Origin of the sequence: Bacillus pacificus (genome assembly GCF_020861345.1) — a bacterium.
In the GTDB taxonomy this organism is placed as follows: domain Bacteria; phylum Bacillota; class Bacilli; order Bacillales; family Bacillaceae_G; genus Bacillus_A; species Bacillus_A pacificus.
Genome location: NZ_CP086328.1, coordinates 2,500,845 through 2,523,242, shown reverse-complemented (window position 1 = coordinate 2,523,242; position 22,398 = coordinate 2,500,845). Strand labels below are relative to the sequence as shown.

The window sequence follows — 22,398 nt, the reverse complement described above, 5'->3', positions numbered from 1 at the left end:
AATATTAATTTTCTTTATGATAAGCAGCTTCTACACATTCTGCTAGCCGCTCAATTTGTTCCATAGTTAAACCTCGTGAAATCCAGCCTGTTAACTTATACATAATTTTATAGTAAAAATTACTAGGTTCATATTCTGAAATTAATGTAAGTGCTGTACCCTCCTCATCTTCTTCTAACATATAAGTCATTGCTGAATAACCTTGCTTCATTTCACTGCCAAGTGAAATGATATGAGGTGCATCGTATTCAAGGATTTCTACTTCAGCCTCGAATATTTTCTTACCGACTTTTTGAACAGTAATATATTTATCTCCTTCACGTGGATTCTCTTTATCCATATTTGAAGGATAGCGATTTTCTATTATAAACGTATTCCATTCTTTTATTTTTTCATCTTCTATTATGTAGTCACATACAACATCCATTGGTGCTTTTATTACTATTTCTATTGCAAAACTCATTATACTGCCCCTCTCAAATACCCTATCCATTTCTATTTTAACTAAATCATTATGCCATATTTTATATAGTGAAATACAAGTAGAATTTTAATTTTTTATTAATTTAAAAACTTATTCATACAAAATATTTTATTAAAGATACAACAATTAAAAACAAAGCCACGAGTAATAAAGCGATCCCTATACTTCTATTTTCTTTTTCGTTATTTTTTAAATTTTGCACCCCTAAGCTAACTAACATAAAACCTAAAAGCGTTTGTAAAATTAGCATACTCATTTCCGAAGTATCATTCCAACTATAAATGGAATACCCCATTATAATAATTGCAAGTAAAACCGTTACGATCCTATTCATACGAAAATCCCTCCCATTTAAAAAGAAACCGCTAAGTTTCCTTAGCGGTTTTATTATCAATTTATATTTATAAAAATTGCTTTTCATGAATTTGATATAAGTCAAAAGGATTTTCTGGTCAATATAACTACGTATGTTAGTACACCTTTTCTTTATTCAGTCTACTTACAATTCCAACTATAAATTTATAATCAATCCTCCTCTTCTTAACCTTTTTAAACCCTTCTTTCGTATCAAAAATTAAACACGTTTTCCGAAACCACATTCGTACGTACAGTGACTCAAAATAAATAGGTTTTATAATTCCTCTTTCCTCAAATTCAGTTCCATCTTTATTTTCGGTTTCTGTTCGAACGAACCACCTATTTCCAATACCAATTTCAATATACTTCACATAAGTCCCCCTTTCGGAAATTTATTTCTAACTATTTTATTATTTCCCCGGTAAGCGCATATTCCGACAGAACATGAGCCCACAAAGAAAAAGTAGATTACAAAAATCTACTTTATAGCTTATATTTTTGCATTCGTTTATAAAATGTACTTCGAGGTACATCTAAAAGTTTTGCAGCTAACGAAACATTTCCGTTCGTCTTTTCTAGCGCTTCAATCATGCTGTCACGCTGTATTCTTTCGCGGAAATTTAATGTGTTCTCTATTTTATTTTCTGCTTGCAATGCAAGTTGATGTTGATTTCCCATCATTGTTTGTAATAAAAAAGAGATTTGTTTTTCGCATATTTCCTGTCCTTGCGATAAAATGTAAATGCGTTCTAATACATTTAATAATTCTCGAATATTTCCGGGCCATGTATGCTGATAAAATTGATTACAAATACTTTTTGGAAATACAACATTCCAATTCTTTTGTTCACAAAAATGTTTTATGAAGTATGGAATATCCTCTTTTCTTTCTATTAACGTTGGAACATAAAGCGGATAAACATGTAACCGATAATATAAATCTTGACGAAATTTCCCTTCTTCTACTAATCGCAATAAATCTTTATGTGTCGCAGTAATAATACGAATATTTACCGGTACCTCTTTTGAACTGCCAATTGGGGTTACTGTTCGTTCTTGTAAAACACGCAATAATGCGACTTGCATCTCTGGAGGCACTTCACCAATTTCATCTAAAAATATTGTTCCTCCATCTGCTTGTTCGAATTTCCCTTTATATCCTTGGCGCCGTGCACCTGTAAACGCTCCTTCAGCATAACCAAACAATTCACTTTCCATTAATTCTTTCGGTAATGAACCGCAGTTAACAGCTATAAATGGACCATCTTTTCTTGGACTATTTTCATGAATCGCTCTCGCTACATATTCTTTCCCTACACCTGTTTCACCACAAACATATACACTTGCGTCAGTTGGTGATACAAGCTTAATTTCTTCTAATGTATGTTGAAATGCACTACTTGTCCCAATCACTCCAGGAAAAGTGATGCCATTTATAAATGGGGACGTTGAAAATGATTTTACTTGTTTATTTTCCTTTACATAGATACATTTCCCAATCATTCTATTATTACTGTATACTGGAACTTCTAATTTAGTTTTCAATCCATAGTGCATTAAATCTGCAAGTTTCATTCGTGACCAATTACATACTCGTTCCCGAACCCTCTTGCTCGCAGAAACGATAACATCGCGATGATTACAAATTACTACTTGTTCATTACTGTCAATTACATCTAAAAAACGATGGATTAACTGCAGTTCATTTTGATGTACTCGAATACTACATTCACGTTCAATCGCATGTGCAATCGAAGTTACCATACCGAGCATATATGGATGCGAAAACTCAATCGGACAAGAGAAATCTAGAACGCCTATTAATTTCCCATCATCATTATGAATAGGAGCGGCCGCACAGCTCCAGCTATGAGATGCGACAGAATAATGCTCTGTACCACTTATCATAATAGCCTCTTCAATTTCTAACGCTGTTCCTATCGCATTTGTACCAACAGCCGCTTCCGTCCATTTCACACCTTCAACGAAATTAATATGTTTCGCTCGTTGCAACGTTTGTTTATTTCCACTTAACGATAGAACGTAACCGTCTGGATCGATTAATAATGCCATCATTTGCAGTTCATCAATGGTTTTTCTCATATTTTGTATTTGAGGTATTGCTATATCTAGGAAGATTTCACTCTTTTTCTTTTGGTCTTGAAAAATATTAGAAGACAAAATTTTCTGACCTTTATTCATATGAGGATTCACATTTGCTTGTTTACATCGATACCATGACTCTGAAATTCTTTCGTTTATACGGTTCGAATCAAGGACACCTTCATCAACAAACTTTTTCCATGTATGTAAGTAAAACGGTGAAGCTAGCATTATATCATCTCCCTATTCATTATTTTGGAGATTTGTAAAAACATACTTTTATTATAAAACTGAATAAAAGCGTTTTCAACAAAACTAGAAAGACGACACAAATATGTTAATAATTTGAATATCTTAATGCACTTCTTTATTCTTTTTTAGTAGCACTATATTTTGTATAATGGAAGCAAAGAAAATACATAACCAAAACCACTTTTGTGGATTTCCATTTATAAAGAAAACAATCACGGCTATTGCAAAGAAAATTGTGGATGCTACACTAAAATATAATTTTGTTTTCATTCCCATTATCCCTCACATCTCTATCACTTTACAGTACACACTAACTCTTCATTTTTCATCTCTACTATGTACTCCTGAAAAACATATTTTTTCCCGCCATGTTTTTCATACCATTCATGTATCCTTCTAATATGCTTCTCGTCATTTCTAATCTTTGATTCTATTTCTTTATATTGTTCATAACTATCATATTCCCATATTGCAAACACTTCAGTCGTACCATTCTTATTATCTTTCATCCAGCGTCCTATTAGCCTGGAACCATGCTTTAACTGATTTGGTAAGTTTGTTTTATTAAAATGCTCATTAAATATTTCTATAAATTCATTCTTTACTATATAGTACTTTCTTCTATAAAACATACATTTCCACCTCTTTTATAAACACCTCAAATACACCTTCCCATTACAACCGTATTATAATACTTTTCATCTGACAGTCTTTTATCATTTTTCAAAATTCCTTCTACTTCAAAACCTAATTTTCTATAAAGTTGAATGGCTTTTTCGTTTGTCTCTAATACTTGTAATGATATCTTTTTAATCTCATTTTCATCAGCCCAATGAATAGATTGTTGCAATAGACTCTTACCTATTCCATATCCCCAAAACTCTTTTAAAATACAAACGCCAAATTCTACTTTATGAGATAATCTCTTCAAATTTGACCCTTCGCATCTTGAAAACCCAACGATTCGGTTGTGCACTTCTGCAACTAAAAACAAATTCTTTGTCTCGCCACTATCTGCTTTTATTATTTTTTGAAAACCTATCTTATCTATAAATCCCTCTCCAGCTTCTCTATCCATGTTTTCAGTTTCTCCATCGATTTGAACTCTAATTTCCGATAACTGTTCCGCATCTGTTTCAGTTGCCGAACGAATTGTATAAACTAATCCATTTATGTGGAATTTTTGTCCTTTTATAATCATTTCAAGCTCCTTTTAAAAGTAGTCTATTGATGCTATTACAATTTTTTTACCTTGTTTCTCAAATTGTTGAATCGTTTCTTTACTAGCCTCTGAATCTGTTATTATAAGGTCAATTTCAATCAGTGATTCTCCTTTTATAAAGTAGTCTATTCCAAGTTTATCGTGAGGAGCTAAACAAATATTTCGTCTAGCAATCTTATTTACTGTTTTACTAAAATAAGCAACTTCAGGCGTTGCAGTACTTATACCATTCAATGAAATACCACCACCTGTAGAGAAATACAGATCAATAGAGAATCTACTTATCAATTCTGAGGCAAGTGTATCTGTCATATTTCCTGATGGTTTCACCTTTCCACCAATTAAGTACGTATCAATGTTCTTATATTCCCGTAACGTACTAGCAATTTCTATAGAATTTGTAACAACTGTAAATGATGTTTCAGGTAAATATTTTAACATGACATAATGAATAGAAGTCCCACCAATAAAAACAGAATCTCCTTCTTGTATATAAGAAGCTGCGATTTTTGCAATTGCGTCTTCATATACAGAACCATTACTATAACGTTCAAATCGCTCAGCAGCTAAATTCCTTACTCGAGCAAGTTCAATTGCACCTCCGTGCGTTCTTTTTAATAAGCCATCCTTCTCCATAATAGACAAATCTCTTCTTATTGAATCAATAGACATATCAAAACTTTCCGCAAGATCTTTAGCAATTACCCTTCCATTTTTCTTAAGTAACTCCAAAATTTTCTCTCTACGCTCTTCAGTAAACATGTTCTCACCACCATCATTGAATATTCGTAAAATTTATCCATCTTTTAATTATATGCATGTTTTTTCTGTTTTACAATATTTTCAATACTTCTTTATTCAGCTCTATACAGGTTTTCTCCCTTTTTCTATCCCATTAAATTAACAACTAAATAAATGCATATTTGCATGTTTCACAATTATACTTCCATTCATCCTTCTATTAATGTAAAATTATTCCTATGTCTCACTTTTTAACACAGAAAGGAATTATTATGAAATCTATAATGAAAGTAACTTGTACAGCATTATTATTTACAGGACTAATGGCAGGATGTAATGGGAATACTGCACCAAAACAAGAAAAGAGCGCTCTTGAAAAGAATGCAATGCATTATGGGGAAATAGTTAAAAATGAATACTATAGAGCAACTGTTGAAAATGCTAAATTCGAAAAAATAGACAAAGAATGGCGTATTACTACTCGTGTTATGATTAATAATGTTCGAGATGATGGACAAACTATTGATCTTTCGGAAATAAAATATTTCATACAAGATGAAAAAACTGGTCAGAAATATGAAGGTGAAGCTCATCCGATATATGACGAGCACTATAAAAATGTTCCACACGAATTCTCTTTAACTACTGACGTTGTATTTGAACTGAAAACTTCACCAAAAGATTTAAATAATATGTATCTATACATAGATAGCAAAGCCGCGCCGTTAACAGATACATATTGGAAAATTGATAATTTAGCAACTAAATAAAAAACAGTCAAATACGACTGTTTTTTTGTTTGTAAAGTCATCAAGTTTACTAGTAATCTATCTCCAGCAATACATCTTTTGCACAAATCGTTACTTCTTCAGCTTCCCTCCTAAAACATTTTAACATCCAACAAAAGCGATATATCTATTTATTATATCATTCTAATACCTATTTTTTCTAAAGAAAAAATGCAAAACTGTAAATATTCCACCTTTTACTTCTAAAACCTCAGAATATTTACGATAGTTGATAATTAGAATACATTTTACTAGTACAAAAATCTAAACAAAAAGGGATGGTTATATGTTAAAGAAATTAGTAGCAGGTACATTAGTAGTGGGATTTGCATTAACTGGAGGACTAGGAGTAGCAAGTGCTGAAGAAAAAGGTAACACAATTAAGTCTTTTGATTATTTAAAAGTGGATGAACAGAATGTTAATTCTCTTACAAAATTAAGTGATCAAGATAAGAAAGACATCCAAATTACTATGGTATTACCAGGGCAAAATGAAAATGGAGATTGGCTAGCTTATGGTTTTACTAGCCGCGAAACATTAGATACTTATATTGAAAAGGATAAAAAAGTACTTAAAAATAAAATCAATCCTTTAGGTAGCGGTGCTGGTAGTACTGATTTTTATGAACATAAAGATAAAGGTGGCCAATATATTTACTGGAGCAGCGGTTTTAAAAACTTACCTTCTAGCTGGAATGACAGAATTTCTTCTGTAAGTACAGCATCGCCTTCAGCAAGTTATTCAACGACACTTTGGGAGCATACTTCTACACAAGGATATGGAAAAGGTGTTATATTTAAACACGCTGATTGGTACGGTAAAACTGCTAATTTAGCTGCTGATTGGAGCGATATTACTTCAGCGATTGAAGTAAAAAAATAATAGGATATTCAATTTCTTCTGTAAAAATTCAAACCACTATTCTCTCATACATTTAGAGAATAGTGGTTTATTACACTTCCATTTAAGCGTGTACAGCATGTCCTACCGCTTGCAATAGCGCTTCATGAATCGCTTCAGATAAAGTTGGGTGTGCTGCAATATAATCTCTCATAATATCAGCAGTAACTTCTGTATGAATCATTACAGTTCCTTGTCCAATTAGTTCGGTTGCACGTGGACCAATAATAGAAATCCCTACAATTTCTTGATATTTAGGTTCCACAATGACTTTTACTTTACCCGTTTGTTCTCCAATAATAAGCGCTTTTCCATTTGCTGAAAAAGGAAACTCTCCGATAAGAATATCACCATATTGCTCTCTTGCTAATTTTTCACTTAAACCGACACTAGCAATTTCTGGAGCTGTATAAATACAGCGAGGTACAGCATGATAGTTTACTTTTACATCTTCTCCACTCGCATGTAATGCTGCTGTCGTTCCTTCATGGAAAGCAACGTGAGCAAGCTGGATTCCACCAATCACATCACCCGCTGCGTAAATATGTGATACATTGGTTTGCATATGTTCATTCACAGAAATTCCTTTATTTGAATATTGAATGCCTGCTTTTTCTAAATCTAATTGTTGTACACGTGGTTTTCGGCCGACAGAAACGAGAACAAATTCTGGATTAACTACTTGGGTACTTCCTTCATATTCAAATGAAGCTTGCTTTTTATAATTATTTAATCCTTTTAAAGCTGCTCCTGTAAATATTTCTACGCCATCATTTTCTAGTTTCCCTCTTAAAATGTGTGCGATATCTTCATCTTCACCAGGTAATAATTGCGGTGCCATTTCAACAATCGTAACTTTTGTTCCAAGACGACTATAAATACTTGCAAACTCGCATCCTATTACACCACCACCAACAATTAATAATGATTTCGGTATATTTTCTAGGGACATTGCATGGCTACTATTTAAAATCCATTTCCCATCAAATGTAGCAGAAGGTAATTCAGTCGGTTCTGAACCTGCTGCAATAATGAATTGTTCTCCATCTACTACAATTTCTTTACCACCGTGTGTAACTCTCACACGATGATCCGTTTCAAATCTTGCTTTACCTTGTATAACTTTTATTTTATTTTTCTTCATTAAATATTGAATTCCTTGGACGAGCTGTGTTACAACTTGTGATTTCCTCGCCTGCATTTGCTTCCAATTAACTGAAATACTTCCTTCGTTAAGCATAACTCCATAATGATTCGCTTTTCTCACAATGTCATGCACTTCTGCACTTTCTAACAATGATTTTGTAGGCATGCACCCAACATTTAAACAAGTCCCGCCAAGATCAGCTTCATCAATAAGAGTGACTTCTTTTCCACTTTGAGCCGCGGTAATTGCTGCTACATAGCCAGCAGGTCCGCCACCAATAACGACTAGTTTACTCATTCTCTCACCTTCTCTTTATAAAAGAATTGTTACAGGTTCTTCTAAATAACGTTTAATTGTGCGTAAAAATGCAGCTGCTGGTGCACCATCTAATACACGATGATCGAATGTTAAACTTAAAGGTAACATACTGCCTTTTTTTATTTTCTTCCCTTTATATACTGGAACATGTTCAATTGCACCTACACCTAAAATACCAGTTTCAGGTGTATTTAATACTGGCGTAAAATATTCAATACCGAAGCTACCTAAATTACTAATTGTAAAGGTTGTCCCTTGCATATCATCACTACTTAAACTACCTTCTCTTGCTTTTTGTGCAACATTTTTAATTTGTTTAGATAACTCTACTAAAGATAGATGATTAGCAAAGCGAATAGCTGGAACGACTAATCCTTTTTCTAATGCGACTGCCATGCCTAAATGAACATGTTCAAATTGATGAATTGTATCATCCATATAAGCGCTGTTCATTTCTTTATGCTCTCCAAGCGCTAATACAACAGCACGAGAAACGAAATCCGTAATAGTTAGTTTGTTATCGTATCGTTTTTGTACAACTGCCGCTATTTCTTTATGTAAAGCAGCTAAATCTGTAACATCTACTTTCATCGTTAATGTTAATTGCGCACTATTTTGTAAACTTGCATGCATACGGTTTGCGATTGCTTTCCGCATACCAGTAACAGGAATTGCTTTACTTTCTTCTTGTTCAAGTACTTCTGGAATTGTTACTCTTTCTTCAATCGCTTTTAATACGTCTACTTTTGTAATCCTTCCGCCAGGGCCTGTACCAACTAATGCTTTGATATCTAGATTTTCAGACTTTGCAATTTTCTTCGCTACAGGTGAAATTTTGATTCTTTGCTTCGCCACTTCTTTCGCATATGGTTCTGGATGTTGGACCTTTTTAGGCTCTAGATTAGGTGCTTTTTCTTCTACAACATTTATACTTTCATTGATTTCTACTTTTTCGTTCAGCTTACCGATATAGCAAATGACAGTGCCAGGTGGAACTCCCTCATCTTCACTTACAGCTATATCAAGAACAGTTCCATCTGCTGGTGCTTCTATTTCAGTTTCGATTTTTTCCGAATTAATACTAGCAATTAGTTCACCTTTTGATACATGATCGCCTGCTTTAATATTCCAGCTCGTAATAATACCTTCTTTCATCGCCATACCTAACTTCGGCATTACAACTTCTACAGCCATGCTTCTCTCTCCCTTCTCATCGTTTTATTACACATGTAATAAAGATTGGTCTCCGATCATTTCTGATACAGTTTCAATTACTTTTTCCGGCGTTGGTAAATATAACTTTTCAAGTGGTGGCGAGAACGGAACTGGTGTATGTGGTGCTGTAATTCGTTTAATAGGTGCATCTAACAAATCGAATCCTTTATCCGCTACAATTGCCGCAATATCCGTTGCGATACTACATCTTGGATTTGCTTCATCAATAACAATAAGGCGATTTGTTTTTTCAACTGATGCTAAAATCGTATCTTCATCCAGTGGTGATAAAGAACGTGGATCAATTACTTCTACTTCAAGTCCTTTTTTCGATAATTGCTCAGCGGCTGCAAGTGCTGTATGAACTTGTTTTCCAATGGCGACGATTGTTACATCAGAACCTTCACGTTTTATATCTGCTTTACCTAATGGAATTGTATAATACCCTTCCGGCACTTCACCTTTCATATTGTAAAGTGTTTTATCTTCAAAGAAGATTACTGGGTCATCATCTTCAATTGCCGCTAATAATAAGCCTTTTGCGTCATATGGAGTAGAAGGAACGACAACTTTTATACCTGGAATGCTCGTAAATAACGCATACAAACTTTGTGAATGTTGTGCAGCTGCGCTAAAACCTGCACCATGCATCGTACGTACCGTAACTGGCACTTTCGCTTTACCACCGAACATATAACGGAATTTTGCACCTTGGTTTAATACTTGATCAAGACAACTACCGATAAAATCATTAAACATTAATTCAGCAATCGGACGTAGTCCTGTTGCAGCAGCAGCCATTGCTGCTCCCATGTAACCCGCTTCTGAAATTGGTGTATCTAAAATACGATTTCGGCCAAATTCTTGTACAAGGCCTTTCGTAACACCAAGAACACCGCCCCATGCTTCATCATCTTGCAAGTGATCAACTTGTGCACCACCTGCAACGTCTTCTCCTATTAAAATTACGTTTTCATCACGACGCATTGAGATTTTCATCGCTTCATTAATTGCAGTTGACATACTTACTGTTCTAGTCATTATTTTTCACCCTCCTCTTATTTGTAAGAAACGTATACATCTTTTAATAACTCTTCATCCTCTGGATATGGACTATTTTCACTAAATTCAATTGATTTTTGAACCGCTTCATCTACTGCCTTTTCCATATCTACAAGCTCAGATTCAGTTAATAAAGCTTCATGAATTAAATGCTTACGGAAATTCACAATCGCATCTTTTTCATTTAAATGTTCTTCTTTTTCTTCTGAAGTTTTATACGTTTGTGCTTCACCTTCGAAATGACCGTAATTACGATATGTCATACATTCAATTATTGTTGGACCACCGCCATTACGAGCACGTTCTACTGCTTCTTCCGCTGCTTTATACACCGCAAGCAAGTTCTTTCCATCCACTTGAACACCTGGAATGTTATAAGCTTTCGCTCGATCTGCAATGGAATCACAACTTGAAGCATATTCAAATGTTGTCGCTTCACCATAACCGTTATTTTCTGCGATAAAAATAACTGGTAATTTCCAAATCGCCGCTAAATTAACCCCTTCGTGAAATGTTCCTTCATTATTTGCTCCGTCACCGAAGAAACAAACACTTACGTCTTTCGTTCCTTTATATTTAGCTGTTAATGCTGAGCCGCAAGCAAGCGGGAAACCACCACCTACAATGCCATTTGCACCAAGCATTCCTTTATCTAAATCAGCAATGTGCATGGAGCCGCCTTTACCTTTACATAACCCTGTCGCTTTCCCAAAAAGTTCAGCCATCATACCGTTTAAATCACAACCTTTTGCGATACAGTGTCCATGTCCTCTATGCGTACTTGTAATACTGTCACGATCCGTTAAGTGGGCACATACACCAACTGCTACCGCTTCTTCACCTGCGTATAAATGGACGAAACCTGGCAGCACGCCTTGAGCGAACAATTCATGTACCTTATCTTCAAACTTACGAATCTCTAACATTTTTTCATACATCCAACGAGCTTGTTCTTTCGTAATTTCATTCCCTTTACTTTCAGTTGTTTTTAACATGTCCAGCCCTCCTATTTTCTTGTTCATCTTTTATATTGCAAGTACTGTGCCAAATTCTAATCCTTGATTTAATAGGGTTTCTCTTTTCTTTCAAAATAAAAAAGTGGACAAAATGAGACATCTGTCTCGTTTTGTCCACTTTTGTTCACCTAATTTGAGAATCATTATTTTATTCATGATCAAAACTCTTCTGTAACTTCTGAATGTAAATAATTTGACCAATATGATAAGCATTATGAGTTGTGACATTTGCTAGCACTTCCCACCACTTTGCACATACTGGGAATCCAACTACATCACTTTCTACCTTTTCTTTATTTATTAGCTTTTGCCATAGTAACAGTTTCTCCAGTAGTTTTTCTCTTAATTCATCGAAAGATTGATTATCTGAAAGCATAAAACTTTTGTTATTATCACCAATAGCGGGCACAGCATTCACATTTGATTCTTTATACCTCGTTTGCCACGTTGAGTTCCAATACAGTAAATGTTGTACAATTTCAGCTATACTATTACTCTCTTCATTCGGTTTCCAGAAAGCTTCTCTCTCAGATAGATCTTTCACTGCATCTGAAAACGGAATATACCAACTAGGATCGTTCGCATTCGCTAATAACTGATCTGCTAATACATCTTTCACATGGGCCATTTCTCTTCCCTCATTTCATTATCATATTAATATACACTACTTTATATACGCTGATTTCCTATAATCCCCTTTTTTACATACAAATTGGTTTCATAATGAATGTAAGAATAATAGATTTTCTTACTATAACTCGTTATGATAAAAGAAAAAGAAAGCGAGCGACCAATGAATAAAAAAATCGCGGTTATTACAGGAGCTTCAAGTGGATTCGGACTATTAACTACACTCGAACTCGCAAAAAAAGATTATTTAGTTATCGCAACAATGAGAAACCTTGAAAAACAAGGAAACTTATTATCTCAAGCTACTCAACTCAACTTACTGCAAAACATAAAAATTCAACAATTAGATGTAACCGATCAAAACTCTTTACATAACTTTCAATTATTTTTAAAAGAAATAAACAAAGTGAACCTCCTCATTAATAATGCAGGATATGCCAATGGGGGCTTTGTAGAAGAAACTCCAGTAGAGGAATACCGTAAACAATTTGAAACGAACCTATTTGGAGCTATTTCAATTACTCAGCTTGTTTTACCTTATATGAGAGAACAACAAAGCGGAAAAATTATTAATATAAGCAGCATTAGTGGTCAAGTTGCATTCCCTGGTCTATCTCCTTACGTTTCTTCAAAATATGCATTAGAAGGATGGAGTGAATCCCTTCGTTTAGAAGTAAAACCTTTTGGAATAGATGTTGCTTTAATAGAACCAGGTTCTTATAACACAAATATTTGGGAAGTTGGTAAACAACTAGCTACAAACCAATCTGATACATCTTCTCCTTACAAAGAATATATGGATAAAATACAAAAACATATTAATAGCGGCAGTGATACATTTGGCAATCCGATAGATGTTGCTAATAAAATTGTAGAAATTGCTGAATCTAAGCGTACGAATTTACGATATCCGATTGGAAAAGGTGTAAAATTTATGATCTTTGCAAAGAAAATTCTTCCTTGGAGATTGTGGGAATATCTTGTTTTGAGAAGCTTTAAGAAAATGTAATTACCTTTATTGAAAAACATTTTGAAAGAGGTGCTAATTAAATGTTAGGTTTACCATATGGAAAAGTGTTTTTAGCTCCGTGGACTGAAGAATGGGAATTTGAGTTTATGAAAGAGAAACAATTCATTGAGAAACAAATTGGCGAACATATTTTAGCGATACACCATATTGGTAGTACTGCTATTCCACAATTAAGTGCAAAGCCAATTATTGATATTGCAATCGAATTAGAAGATTATAACGATGGCTTAAACTGTATTAACAAGTTAGAACTGCTAAACTATAAAATATAGAAAAGATGTACTGCCTGAACGATATTATTTTAATAAAGGTGAGCCAAGAACTCATCAAATTCATATGTATGAACAAGGGAATTCATATTTAATAGAACAATTACAATTTCGAGATTACTTAATAGACAATAAAACCGCTCGTATACAGTATGAACAGTTGAAGATTCAACTTTCACAAGCTAATCCTAATGATAAACATCAATATGCTGAGGATAAAACAAATTTTATTACATCGATATTAGCTAAAATACATGCTTAAATTCAATAAGAAACCATTTAGTAGTAAATGGTTTCTTATTTATTAGTTATCTCATTATTTGTACCATCAATAATAAAATCTGCAAATTCATGTGGCTTATGACTTTCTACATACATATCTTCAGCAACCATCCAATTGTTTTCCCACATATCACGCGCAGCTTCTCCATCTCTAGCAATTCCTCTTTTTATACGTGTTTCACGAGGACAATTCACCCATATTTTTAAATCATACATTCCCGCTAGCTCCTGACGTGTTGCATATACACCTTCAATAATTACAATACCACCGGCAGGAACAATATGGGATCCAACTAAAGAATCCTTTTCCCAATCATAACGCTTATAACGCCCTTCTAGTCCATTACTAATCGGATTTAAAACTTCTTTTAAAAGGCGTTTCCAGTCAAAATCTGCACCAATTGATTTATTCGTAGGATTATCATTTACAATCTTTGCAGATGGTAAATAAAAATCATCCATATGAACAATCGTTACAGTTGAAAAATTACTTTTTATTTTATTTGCTAACGTACTTTTACCTGCACCGCCACAGCCATCAATACCTATTATTAGTAGTGATTGTTCTGTACATTTTTCTTCAGCCCATTTTAAAATTAAGTCTAAATCCAAACTAACCCATCCCCTTATATCTCTTACATTCCGTTATTAAAGTTTTACGTTGCAGGTGGAACGAAATAAAATAGTATCGAGAGCATCAATATAAAAGAAACCATTCCCGTTATCGAAAGTATATATTCTTTTGATTTTCTATCATATTTCCATTCCATCCATGCTCTTAAAGTCCATGATATCCCTAAATAAGTGAACATGACATAAGCCATTTTAGCGTTTTCAAATTTAAACATATAATAACAACTACTTATTACATAAATAATAATAAGTCCTATTTCTAATTTTACATGTAAACTATTCACATGCTTATATCCAAAGAAGCCTCTTTTCTCAATATTTAATTTTCTTCTTAAAAACTGTTCTATAAAGTAACCACCTATGCCAAGTCCAATAATAATAAGCAAAATTGTAGAAATACCCATTGCTCCCTCTCCTATTACCTTATTTATCTTTAGTAATAAAGTGGACTATATTACGTTTATTCTCTTCTAAATAACTTACAATTCCTTCAGGATATGTTGGTTTCTCCTTTAATTCCTCTATGCTCTTCCATATTAATATAATATCCCCATATTCTTTATGTCTTATTTCATTTGTAACTCTCTCTTTAACAGTTCCCCAATGTATCAATGTACAATGATGTCCTTTTTCGTTGTTCCACTCGAAAATATGCTCATTTACAACAGCTAGCTCTTGGACATCAATTTTCAAATCGTATTCTTCCATTAATTCTCGTATTATCGCTTCTTTTGCTGTTTCACCGAATTCAATAGAACCACCTGGAAAACGATAAAATGTTTCTCTTAAATCACATTGTACAAGTACTTTAGAATGATCTTCATTTAAAATCATTGCTTCAGCACGTAATTTAGGCATCTTCATTTCGTCTCCCCATTCATTCCACATATGATTAAATCCAATAGTTATAAAAGAAAAGATTAATCATAATTCCAGTTATTATTAATAATGGAACTACGCCTAAAGAAATGACATATTCCCTCGATTCTTTATCATATTTCCACTCCATATATGATTGAAAGCAGTATAAAGTTATTAAAAATAATATGGGTAAATTACTAATATAAATAGGATTTAAAGTGGCACATATCAGCGTAACAATTATATAAAAAACGATAAGAGCCCTAGTGCCCCATTTATGAGCGTTGTTTACATATTTACTATTCCAGTCTGTTTGTTTCGGTATATTTAATTTTTTTCTCACTACTTTTTCCAAAACAACTAAGAATATGATCCATACTATTAATAAAATTCCTTTAACTAAAAACAGTGATGTCTCCTCCTTTACTTTTTATCTGGCTGATTACTCGGATAAGTAGCTTTTCCTTTATTATCAATGTCCCAACTAATAATTGTCGCACTATCTCGTCCGAATTGATGATGAACGTGCTCTAATACATGATGAACACTTTCTTCAAGTTTTATATTATTTCTATTCATATCATTATATAGATTTAATGGTGTTTCATATCGACGTTCTCCGTATTCTAATACCCCATCTGTCACCATTACAATTCGATTGTTGCCAGTACGTAATTCACGAATTCCTGATGAATAGCAAGGAACAGGTAAATCAAAAGTATTTACGTTACCAATCCATTCGTAAAAATGACGTTGATTTAACGCATATTGTCCTAATTTGTGTAATTCATCATGAAATACATACACTAAACAGTCGCCGATAGATAACCACCATATGTAGTTTTCTTTTCTTACACATAGTAAGCAAGCTGTTTCACCTTTAATTCTTTGGCACTTTTCCTTAAATGAAGAAGATTGAAAGATAGTAAGAATACGATTTTCAATAGATCGAAATACTGTATCAATCGATTCATTCATCATTTCTTTTATATTTTCATATTCTTTTTGAATTGTATTTACTACTAAATCAACACTTTCTGCACTATTATGTCCATCTAATATAGCTGCAAATTCCCAATCACCATTTGACCAAACTAACGCACCATCTTCGTTCTTGTTTGCTCCGGCGCTTATATTTCCGCCGTATTTACCAATTACGATTTCACCATATTGCTTTATCGAAATTTCGTCTAAGCACATTTCTCTACTTCCAACCCATGAATATTGTCTATTATTTGTTATATTCATATTCACTCACCATATACTTTCGTATTCTTTCGCATAGTTTTTTGATTTTTTCTGTATCACCATAAGGCGCACCCATCCATTTCGCTACTTCAGTCGGTGACCAAAACTCTTTTGGTGTATTTGCATAACGCGGTATGATGTGCATATGCATATGTGGTACACCATTTCCTGAAACAAAAGTGTAAATATGTTCTGCACCTTCACTTTCTTTTAGTGCTTTACTTACTCTACTTGATATAAGTCCGAACCTTTTCGCTTCTTCATCTGTTAGTTCAGCAAGACCAGGTACATGTCTTTTTATATCTATCATTACATAACCAAGATACGTTTCTTCGCTATCCCAGTGGACATGTCCAACGTAAACGAGTTCATCTTCGTAAATAGCTCCACCTGGAACTGTAATATTTCCTTTATGTTTTTCACAAATGAAGCAATTTTGTTCTTCTTGATTATTTGTTGGCATATCCATCACCATCCTTTTTATATATAATATCATAAAAAAAGGAAAAATAGGATTTATATTCCGAAAATTCATTCTTTTAATGCAACAATTTTGAATTGAATTTACAACTCATTTTTTCTTCAAAACTACAACTCCAATTACAACCCCTATACCGACGCCTATTGCCAAGGCATCATTGCTTTTTTTCTTTTTAGACAAAATAGCATCTCCTCTCATAATTTTTTCTAAAATAATATCTATTTACATGACTTCACTGTCTCCTAATATATTCGCTATTCCACTTAATAATTTCCAAAAAATGTACTTTATTACTTATACTTTTCCACCACATAATCCTTTTCTTAAGAAGAGATTTTCAAGTCGCTATTAAACAAACATATCGTTATTCATTGAAGAATTAAATCAATGAAATAAAAAAACAAGTTTTTGTGTCAGCTGACGGTTCTGTTATCGTTCGAATATAATTTATTCAAACAAAAAACACACTTTGTATAATAAAGTGTGTTTTTTGTTTATCTTCTTTTTTGATGAAATCCTTGTGTAATGCGGTCTAATATAATCGCAATGACAACAATGGCTAGTCCGGCTTCAAATCCCATTCCGATATTAACTTGTGTTACAGAACGGTATACATCAACTCCAAGACCTGGAGCTCCTACAAGCGATGCTGTTACTACCATTGATAAAGAGAGCATAATACTTTGGTTCACACCAGCCATGATCGTTCCAGTTGCGAGTGGTAATTGTACTTTAAATAATTTTTGTGATGCGGTAGAGCCAAACGCATTCGCTGCTTCTATTAAATCTTCTGGAACTTGTCTAATTCCTAAGTCAGTAAAACGAATTGTCGGTGGCATAGCAAAGATTACTGATGCAATAATCCCAGGTACTACACCTACTCCAAAAAATGTAATCGCGGGAATAAGATATACGAAAGCCGGCATTGTTTGCATAAAATCTAATGTCGGTTTTAAAAATTTTGAAAACCGTTCATTTTGCGAAGCTAAAATACCAATTGGGATACCTACAATGATTGAAATAATAACAGATGTAAGTACAAGGGCTAATGTTTGCATCGTTTGTGCCCAGTAGTTAATATTTAAAATAAATAATAACCCGATTAGTGTAAAAATAACTAAAGATACTTTTCTCGTTGTGTACCAAATGAGGAAACACAAAATAATAATCATCAATATAGCCGGTATTATTGTTAAAAAATTAGTGAGTAAATCAACGAATCCGCCGATAATATAAGAGAATCCTCGGAATAAGCCTTCAAAGTGCTCATATAAACTTGCAACAAATGAGTCGACCCATTCCCCTAAAGGAATACGTGGTATACTATTCATCGTCTTTCACCTCTTCCTCAATATTACCTGCAAGAGCTTGAATGACACTTTCACGTTTAATAATTCCTCTTAACCTTTTCTTTTCATCAATTACTGGTAACGGATATTTCATCTCCGCCATTTTCGCATACGTTTCTTCCAGTAAAGTATCTAAATACACGTGTGGGATATCGGTAAGTAATAAATCAGCAATTGGCCACTGTTTTTGAACTGCTTTACTCGCATCATCTGCCGTTAATATTCCTAAAAACTCATACTTTTTGTTAACAACATACACTGTAGAAACACCGGCATTTCTCATAATTTGAAGTGCTACACGTGGTCCACGGTCAATTAATAACGTCTCTGGTCGTTTTAATATAGATTCCGCCGTTATTACTTTTCCTAAATTCACATCCGCCACGAATTTCTCTACAAATTCATTCGCAGGACTCATCATAATTTCTTCTGGCGTTCCAATTTGGACAACTTCTCCATCTTTCATTAACGCAATTCGATCACCAATTCGAAGGGCTTCATCTAAATCATGCGTAATAAAAATAATTGTTTTTTCCATTTTATCTTGTAATTCTAACAGTTCATCTTGCATTTCTTTTCGAATCAGTGGATCTAATGCACTAAATGACTCATCCATAAGTAGAACATCCGGATCATTCGTAAGCGCTCTCGCAATGCCGACACGCTGTTGCATACCACCACTCAGTTGACTTGGATAATTATCTTTATGATGGTCTAATCCAACTAATTTCAAGGACTCTAACGCTTTTCTCTCTCGTTCCTCTACTGGAACTCCTTGTATTTCTAAACCATATGCAACATTTTGCAAAACGGTACGATGAGGGAATAGAGCGAATTTCTGAAACACCATGCTCATCTTCGTTCTTCTCACTCTTCGCAACTCTTCTTTGCCCATCGTTGCGATATCTTCTCCATCTATGTATATATGCCCCGCTGTTGGTCTAATCAGTTGGTTTAACATACGAACTAACGTCGATTTCCCGCTACCAGACAATCCCATAATAACGAAAATTTCTCCCGTATATACTTCGAACGTCGCCTTTTTTACGCCAACGTTCATTCCTGTCTCTTTCAAAATTTCCGATTTACTTTTTCCTTCTTTTAATAAGGTAAGCGCTCTTTGCGGGTGTTTCCCAAATACTTTTGTTACGTTTTCAACACGTACCTTTGTATTATCCATGTCACTACTCCTTTTCTACCCATCTATTCACATAGTGTTGCGATTTTGCAAAGAAATATTACATAAAAATAACATTTATAAGATTTCTTTAAAATTCTCGTTTCCGTTCATAATAAGAATGCTTACTTATACATTTATTTAAAAAGGCAAACGTTTCTTAGGAGGTTTTTAATGAGAAAGAAAATATGGCTCATATGCCTTGCATTATTTATTACTATGATTTTCTCTTCATGTAATGCAACAAATGCAAATTCGAAAGGAAAAATTAAACTAGGTGTAACAAGTTGGAAAGAAAACATTGCAACAGCAAACATGTGGAAAGTTCTATTAGAACAAAAAGGCTACAAAGTTGAGCTTATGTATTTAGAAAAAGCGGCAATTTGGACTGGTGTTGCTCGCGGTGATGTTGATGCTAATTTAGAAGTATGGCTACCCGTTACGGATAAACCACTAAATGATCGTTATAAAGATGATATTGTCTTAAAATCAAAATGGTATGAAGGAACCGGACTAGGTTTAGTTGTCCCTTCTTATGTGAAAAACATAAACAGCATTGAAGATCTAAATGCACATAAAGATGAACTAGATAATAAAATTGTCGGAATTGAACCTGGCAGCAGTCTAATGAATTTAACAAATAAGGCGATGAAGGAATATGATATTAAACTAAAACTTGTCCAATCTTCTGAAGCGGCGATGATGAGTGAACTAAAGAAAGCATATACGAAAAAGAAACCAATCGCTGTTACGCTTTGGAATCCGCATTGGGGCTTTTCAGAATTTGATTTAAAATATTTAAAAGACCCTAAGAAAGTATATGGTGAAAAAGATGACATTTATTACTCTGTTCGTAAAGGTTTCGAAAAAGATCATCCAGATATCATAAAATACTTTGACAAATGGAAAATGAACGATGAACAGCTTGGTACATTAATGGTCGAGTTAAATAAAACGAAAGATCCCGAAGAAGCGGCGCGAAAATGGATTAAAAAGAACCAAACGTTAGTTGATGAATGGATTAAAGATTAAAAAACCAGGCTAGAGAATGAGCATATTCTCTAGCCTGGTTTATGTTATTTTTTCTCAACGACCCCATCAACAATCCCATATTCTTTAGCTTCCTCTGCTGTCATAAAATAATCTCTTTCCGTATCATGTGCTATTTTTTCGATTGGCTGTCCTGTTCTATCAGCAATAATCTTATTAATGTCATGCTTCAATTTCAATATTCTTTTTGCTGTAATTTCGATTTCTGTTGCTTGCCCTTTTACACCGCCAAGTGGCTGATGAATCATGATTTCACTATTAGGAAGCGCGAATCTTTTTCCTTTTGCACCAGCTAATAGTAAAAGGGCACCAAATGATGCAGCTAAGCCCATACAAAGCGTTTGCACATCCGGTCTAATAAGATTCATTGTATCTAATATTGCAAATCCTGCTGTCGTTGAGCCGCCAGGACTATTAATATACAGAAATATATCTTTCTCCGCATCTTCCGCTTCTAAAAATAATAATTGCGCTACTACACTGCTCGCAACCTGATCATTAATCTCTGAACCGATTATAATAATGCGGTCTTTCAATAACCTTGAATATATATCATAGGAACGTTCTCCTAATTTTGTTTGTTCTACTACATATGGAATTGCATTCATTTTAAATCCCTCCAATAATTTTTATGCCGCGCAAAGCATACAACTGTAGGAAGAGGATTGTTTCACATTAAATAATAAGACTGGCTGTTTAGATGGTAACTTAGTAAAATCTATTGTCGGAAGCAGTTTCGTTAATAATTCCGGTCTCTCCTCTCGAATAGACGTCACTACAACTTCCATATCATCTGTGAATTCAACTATCTCAATCCCTTCTTCACTTACAGTTTTCAACCTATTTCTACTCCGAAACAAAGAAGCTTTTACTGCCCCTTCCGATACGGAACATACTTTAGCAATATCAGCGATACTATATTGAAAAACATCCTTTAATAATAAAATCGTGGATTGCTGTACAGTTAATGAAGATAATACTTTCCCTACCATTTCATGCAAATCTGCAATATTCTCTTGTGGCTCTTCAAAAGTGATTTGTTCTCTTATTTTTTCATGAACAGACTTAGACTTCATCTGATCTAACCAACGATTTCTTGCTATTTTATAGACGAGTGCCATACAAATATCTTTATTTCTATATTTTTGAAGTACTTTACACACTGTTTCTTGGGCGAGATCTTCCCCATCCCATTTGTTTTTCGTTAAAAAAGTACAGTATCTTTTTAACTCTCCATATTGCTCAATTAAAAAATTTATATTTGAATGATTCATATCGATATGATTCTTTAAAATATGAGTAACTTTTGTGCACAAAATAACCACTCCTTTTCAGCGCTTACTTAATTAACGATTCAACAAATAAAAAAGTTACGGGGCATATAAAAAAATTATGTTTATGTTCAATAATTCGCGGTCATAAATATGTTATGTACCATTTTACGTGAGGAGGAACAAATTTGCCAAAATTAACAATTGAAGGTACGGGAACTTTTGATGTACAAGAAGGCACAAAATTAGTATTAGCAATTGAAGACAACGGTGTAAACATACTCCATCGTTGCGGCGGAAAAGCACGTTGCACAACTTGTAGAGTAGAAATTATAGCAGGTGATTTTTGTGAAGCGAATGCAAAGGAAAAAAATGCGATGACAGAAAAAGGGATTGAAGATCATTTACGATTATCTTGTCAAATGCGTGTACATAAGGATATAGTAGTTCGTCCGGTACTTACAGTTGAAAATTCAGGTCTTGATGCTGGACCACGCCCGGCGGAGTAAAT

General features: G+C 33.9%; 27 protein-coding genes and 2 pseudogenes. 6 read left to right on the top strand and 23 right to left on the bottom strand.

Annotated features, from left to right (window positions below; translation table 11 throughout):
- Positions 1-4 precede the first annotated feature (4 nt).
- The 7 genes from LMD38_RS13250 to LMD38_RS13220 all read right to left on the bottom strand — a co-directional run bounded on the left by LMD38_RS13250 (position 5) and on the right by LMD38_RS13220 (position 5,180).
- On the bottom strand, positions 5-463 hold the full coding sequence (locus LMD38_RS13250) for an SRPBCC family protein (RefSeq protein ID WP_016717660.1): 459 nt from the start codon (positions 461-463) through the stop codon (positions 5-7).
- A 115-nt stretch (positions 464-578) separates the two neighbouring features.
- The gene (locus tag LMD38_RS13245; protein WP_001080079.1) at positions 579-818 is read right to left on the bottom strand and encodes a DUF3953 domain-containing protein; all 240 of its coding nucleotides are present in this window, start codon (positions 816-818) and stop codon (positions 579-581) included.
- Between the two features lie 136 nt (positions 819-954).
- Positions 955-1,212, bottom strand: a complete 258-nt coding sequence (locus LMD38_RS13240) for a DUF3977 family protein (protein ID WP_000873848.1) — start codon at positions 1,210-1,212, stop codon at positions 955-957.
- 112 nt (positions 1,213-1,324) lie between these two features.
- A complete protein-coding gene (locus LMD38_RS13235; protein WP_062821644.1) occupies positions 1,325-3,175 on the bottom strand; it encodes a sigma-54-dependent Fis family transcriptional regulator in 1,851 nt (616 codons plus the stop codon).
- Positions 3,176-3,489: 314 nt separating this feature from the next.
- Positions 3,490-3,828 (bottom strand): NIPSNAP family protein, encoded by a 339-nt coding sequence (locus LMD38_RS13230; protein ID WP_061182598.1) that lies wholly within the window; start codon positions 3,826-3,828, stop codon positions 3,490-3,492.
- A 26-nt stretch (positions 3,829-3,854) separates the two neighbouring features.
- A complete protein-coding gene (locus tag LMD38_RS13225) occupies positions 3,855-4,397 on the bottom strand; it encodes a GNAT family N-acetyltransferase (RefSeq protein WP_000584356.1) in 543 nt (180 codons plus the stop codon).
- A 12-nt stretch (positions 4,398-4,409) separates the two neighbouring features.
- On the bottom strand, positions 4,410-5,180 hold the full coding sequence (locus LMD38_RS13220) for a DeoR/GlpR family DNA-binding transcription regulator (protein WP_016717663.1): 771 nt from the start codon (positions 5,178-5,180) through the stop codon (positions 4,410-4,412).
- Positions 5,181-5,431: 251 nt separating this feature from the next.
- On the opposite strand from LMD38_RS13220, the gene LMD38_RS13215 reads away from it, so the two are divergent.
- Both LMD38_RS13215 and LMD38_RS13210 read left to right on the top strand, forming a co-directional pair.
- The gene (locus tag LMD38_RS13215; protein WP_062821642.1) at positions 5,432-5,929 is read left to right on the top strand and encodes a hypothetical protein; all 498 of its coding nucleotides are present in this window, start codon (positions 5,432-5,434) and stop codon (positions 5,927-5,929) included.
- A 304-nt stretch (positions 5,930-6,233) separates the two neighbouring features.
- Positions 6,234-6,830, top strand: a complete 597-nt coding sequence (locus tag LMD38_RS13210; RefSeq protein WP_029141130.1) for a hypothetical protein — start codon at positions 6,234-6,236, stop codon at positions 6,828-6,830.
- Between the two features lie 82 nt (positions 6,831-6,912).
- On the opposite strand, the gene lpdA is transcribed toward LMD38_RS13210, so the two are convergent.
- From lpdA to LMD38_RS13185, 5 genes are all read right to left on the bottom strand, one after another.
- Entirely contained in the window at positions 6,913-8,292 is a 1,380-nt protein-coding gene (gene lpdA, locus LMD38_RS13205) for a dihydrolipoyl dehydrogenase (protein WP_062821641.1), read from the bottom strand.
- Positions 8,293-8,307: 15 nt separating this feature from the next.
- The gene (locus LMD38_RS13200; RefSeq protein WP_016717666.1) at positions 8,308-9,507 is read right to left on the bottom strand and encodes a dihydrolipoamide acetyltransferase family protein; all 1,200 of its coding nucleotides are present in this window, start codon (positions 9,505-9,507) and stop codon (positions 8,308-8,310) included.
- A gap of 27 nt (positions 9,508-9,534) precedes the next feature.
- Positions 9,535-10,569 carry an acetoin:2,6-dichlorophenolindophenol oxidoreductase subunit beta gene (acoB, locus tag LMD38_RS13195; protein ID WP_000198893.1) on the bottom strand — a complete coding sequence of 345 codons (1,035 nt, stop codon included), beginning with the start codon at positions 10,567-10,569 and terminating at the stop codon, positions 9,535-9,537.
- A gap of 17 nt (positions 10,570-10,586) precedes the next feature.
- A complete protein-coding gene (acoA, locus tag LMD38_RS13190; protein ID WP_016717667.1) occupies positions 10,587-11,585 on the bottom strand; it encodes an acetoin:2,6-dichlorophenolindophenol oxidoreductase subunit alpha in 999 nt (332 codons plus the stop codon).
- A 169-nt stretch (positions 11,586-11,754) separates the two neighbouring features.
- Complete coding sequence (locus tag LMD38_RS13185; RefSeq protein ID WP_016717669.1) at positions 11,755-12,234, bottom strand: DinB family protein; 480 nt, start codon at positions 12,232-12,234, stop codon at positions 11,755-11,757.
- Positions 12,235-12,399: 165 nt separating this feature from the next.
- On the opposite strand from LMD38_RS13185, the gene LMD38_RS13180 reads away from it, so the two are divergent.
- Both LMD38_RS13180 and LMD38_RS13175 read left to right on the top strand, forming a co-directional pair.
- A complete protein-coding gene (locus LMD38_RS13180) occupies positions 12,400-13,245 on the top strand; it encodes an oxidoreductase (RefSeq protein ID WP_029141131.1) in 846 nt (281 codons plus the stop codon).
- 41 nt (positions 13,246-13,286) lie between these two features.
- A pseudogene (locus LMD38_RS13175) lies at positions 13,287-13,797 on the top strand (GrpB family protein).
- A 35-nt stretch (positions 13,798-13,832) separates the two neighbouring features.
- Here the strand turns inward: LMD38_RS13175 and LMD38_RS13170 are convergent.
- From LMD38_RS13170 to LMD38_RS13130, 9 genes and pseudogenes are all read right to left on the bottom strand, one after another.
- Entirely contained in the window at positions 13,833-14,429 is a 597-nt protein-coding gene (locus LMD38_RS13170; RefSeq protein ID WP_016717672.1) for a uridine kinase family protein, read from the bottom strand.
- Between the two features lie 44 nt (positions 14,430-14,473).
- Positions 14,474-14,854, bottom strand: a complete 381-nt coding sequence (locus LMD38_RS13165) for a DUF4181 domain-containing protein (protein WP_016717673.1) — start codon at positions 14,852-14,854, stop codon at positions 14,474-14,476.
- 19 nt (positions 14,855-14,873) lie between these two features.
- Entirely contained in the window at positions 14,874-15,314 is a 441-nt protein-coding gene (locus LMD38_RS13160) for an NUDIX domain-containing protein (RefSeq protein WP_016717674.1), read from the bottom strand.
- Between the two features lie 28 nt (positions 15,315-15,342).
- Positions 15,343-15,654: a DUF4181 domain-containing protein gene (locus tag LMD38_RS13155; RefSeq protein ID WP_033677825.1), complete on the bottom strand. Its 312-nt coding sequence runs from the start codon at positions 15,652-15,654 to the stop codon at positions 15,343-15,345.
- An 80-nt stretch (positions 15,655-15,734) separates the two neighbouring features.
- A complete protein-coding gene (locus LMD38_RS13150; RefSeq protein ID WP_061182563.1) occupies positions 15,735-16,559 on the bottom strand; it encodes a PP2C family serine/threonine-protein phosphatase in 825 nt (274 codons plus the stop codon).
- Positions 16,543-17,028 carry an HIT family protein gene (locus LMD38_RS13145; RefSeq protein ID WP_029141132.1) on the bottom strand — a complete coding sequence of 162 codons (486 nt, stop codon included), beginning with the start codon at positions 17,026-17,028 and terminating at the stop codon, positions 16,543-16,545. Before LMD38_RS13145 ends, LMD38_RS13150 begins: the two co-directional genes overlap by 17 nt.
- 123 nt (positions 17,029-17,151) lie before the next feature.
- Positions 17,152-17,238: pseudogene (locus tag LMD38_RS13140) on the bottom strand (septum formation initiator); the annotation flags it as partial.
- A 296-nt stretch (positions 17,239-17,534) separates the two neighbouring features.
- Positions 17,535-18,371, bottom strand: coding sequence for an ABC transporter permease (locus LMD38_RS13135; RefSeq protein ID WP_001084762.1), 837 nt, complete (start codon positions 18,369-18,371; stop codon positions 17,535-17,537).
- Entirely contained in the window at positions 18,364-19,569 is a 1,206-nt protein-coding gene (locus LMD38_RS13130) for a quaternary amine ABC transporter ATP-binding protein (protein ID WP_000370623.1), read from the bottom strand. The genes LMD38_RS13135 and LMD38_RS13130 overlap by 8 nt, the downstream gene beginning before the upstream one ends.
- A gap of 171 nt (positions 19,570-19,740) precedes the next feature.
- Between LMD38_RS13130 and LMD38_RS13125 the strand changes: the two genes are divergently transcribed.
- Positions 19,741-20,598: a glycine betaine ABC transporter substrate-binding protein gene (locus LMD38_RS13125; protein ID WP_001227648.1), complete on the top strand. Its 858-nt coding sequence runs from the start codon at positions 19,741-19,743 to the stop codon at positions 20,596-20,598.
- A 44-nt stretch (positions 20,599-20,642) separates the two neighbouring features.
- Here the strand turns inward: LMD38_RS13125 and clpP are convergent, their stop codons facing one another.
- Together clpP and LMD38_RS13115 are read right to left on the bottom strand one after the other, a co-directional pair.
- On the bottom strand, positions 20,643-21,224 hold the full coding sequence (gene clpP / locus LMD38_RS13120) for an ATP-dependent Clp endopeptidase proteolytic subunit ClpP (protein ID WP_000991618.1): 582 nt from the start codon (positions 21,222-21,224) through the stop codon (positions 20,643-20,645).
- Between the two features lie 21 nt (positions 21,225-21,245).
- Positions 21,246-21,932, bottom strand: a complete 687-nt coding sequence (locus LMD38_RS13115; RefSeq protein ID WP_000337484.1) for an RNA polymerase subunit sigma-70 — start codon at positions 21,930-21,932, stop codon at positions 21,246-21,248.
- A 143-nt stretch (positions 21,933-22,075) separates the two neighbouring features.
- Here LMD38_RS13115 and LMD38_RS13110 point away from each other — a divergent pair, with 143 nt between their 5' ends.
- Positions 22,076-22,396 carry a 2Fe-2S iron-sulfur cluster-binding protein gene (locus LMD38_RS13110; protein ID WP_001125397.1) on the top strand — a complete coding sequence of 107 codons (321 nt, stop codon included), beginning with the start codon at positions 22,076-22,078 and terminating at the stop codon, positions 22,394-22,396.
- Positions 22,397-22,398 lie beyond the last annotated feature (2 nt).

What these genes read in the sequence shown, in the direction of transcription:
- LMD38_RS13250 (WP_016717660.1), bottom strand. Translation starts at nt 463, where the DNA reads ATGAGTTTTGCAATAGAAATAGTAATAAAAGCACCAATGGATGTTGTA.
- LMD38_RS13245 (WP_001080079.1), bottom strand. Translation starts at nt 818, where the DNA reads ATGAATAGGATCGTAACGGTTTTACTTGCAATTATTATAATGGGGTAT.
- LMD38_RS13235 (WP_062821644.1), bottom strand. Translation starts at nt 3,175, where the DNA reads ATGCTAGCTTCACCGTTTTACTTACATACATGGAAAAAGTTTGTTGAT.
- LMD38_RS13230 (WP_061182598.1), bottom strand. Translation starts at nt 3,828, where the DNA reads ATGTTTTATAGAAGAAAGTACTATATAGTAAAGAATGAATTTATAGAA.
- LMD38_RS13225 (WP_000584356.1), bottom strand. Translation starts at nt 4,397, where the DNA reads ATGATTATAAAAGGACAAAAATTCCACATAAATGGATTAGTTTATACA.
- LMD38_RS13220 (WP_016717663.1), bottom strand. Translation starts at nt 5,180, where the DNA reads ATGTTTACTGAAGAGCGTAGAGAGAAAATTTTGGAGTTACTTAAGAAA.
- LMD38_RS13215 (WP_062821642.1), top strand. Translation starts at nt 5,432, where the DNA reads ATGAAATCTATAATGAAAGTAACTTGTACAGCATTATTATTTACAGGA.
- LMD38_RS13210 (WP_029141130.1), top strand. Translation starts at nt 6,234, where the DNA reads ATGTTAAAGAAATTAGTAGCAGGTACATTAGTAGTGGGATTTGCATTA.
- lpdA (WP_062821641.1), bottom strand. Translation starts at nt 8,292, where the DNA reads ATGAGTAAACTAGTCGTTATTGGTGGCGGACCTGCTGGCTATGTAGCA.
- LMD38_RS13200 (WP_016717666.1), bottom strand. Translation starts at nt 9,507, where the DNA reads ATGGCTGTAGAAGTTGTAATGCCGAAGTTAGGTATGGCGATGAAAGAA.
- acoB (WP_000198893.1), bottom strand. Translation starts at nt 10,569, where the DNA reads ATGACTAGAACAGTAAGTATGTCAACTGCAATTAATGAAGCGATGAAA.
- acoA (WP_016717667.1), bottom strand. Translation starts at nt 11,585, where the DNA reads ATGTTAAAAACAACTGAAAGTAAAGGGAATGAAATTACGAAAGAACAA.
- LMD38_RS13185 (WP_016717669.1), bottom strand. Translation starts at nt 12,234, where the DNA reads ATGGCCCATGTGAAAGATGTATTAGCAGATCAGTTATTAGCGAATGCG.
- LMD38_RS13180 (WP_029141131.1), top strand. Translation starts at nt 12,400, where the DNA reads ATGAATAAAAAAATCGCGGTTATTACAGGAGCTTCAAGTGGATTCGGA.
- LMD38_RS13165 (WP_016717673.1), bottom strand. Translation starts at nt 14,854, where the DNA reads ATGGGTATTTCTACAATTTTGCTTATTATTATTGGACTTGGCATAGGT.
- LMD38_RS13160 (WP_016717674.1), bottom strand. Translation starts at nt 15,314, where the DNA reads ATGAAGATGCCTAAATTACGTGCTGAAGCAATGATTTTAAATGAAGAT.
- LMD38_RS13150 (WP_061182563.1), bottom strand. Translation starts at nt 16,559, where the DNA reads ATGAATATAACAAATAATAGACAATATTCATGGGTTGGAAGTAGAGAA.
- LMD38_RS13145 (WP_029141132.1), bottom strand. Translation starts at nt 17,028, where the DNA reads ATGGATATGCCAACAAATAATCAAGAAGAACAAAATTGCTTCATTTGT.
- LMD38_RS13135 (WP_001084762.1), bottom strand. Translation starts at nt 18,371, where the DNA reads ATGAATAGTATACCACGTATTCCTTTAGGGGAATGGGTCGACTCATTT.
- LMD38_RS13130 (WP_000370623.1), bottom strand. Translation starts at nt 19,569, where the DNA reads ATGGATAATACAAAGGTACGTGTTGAAAACGTAACAAAAGTATTTGGG.
- LMD38_RS13125 (WP_001227648.1), top strand. Translation starts at nt 19,741, where the DNA reads ATGAGAAAGAAAATATGGCTCATATGCCTTGCATTATTTATTACTATG.
- clpP (WP_000991618.1), bottom strand. Translation starts at nt 21,224, where the DNA reads ATGAATGCAATTCCATATGTAGTAGAACAAACAAAATTAGGAGAACGT.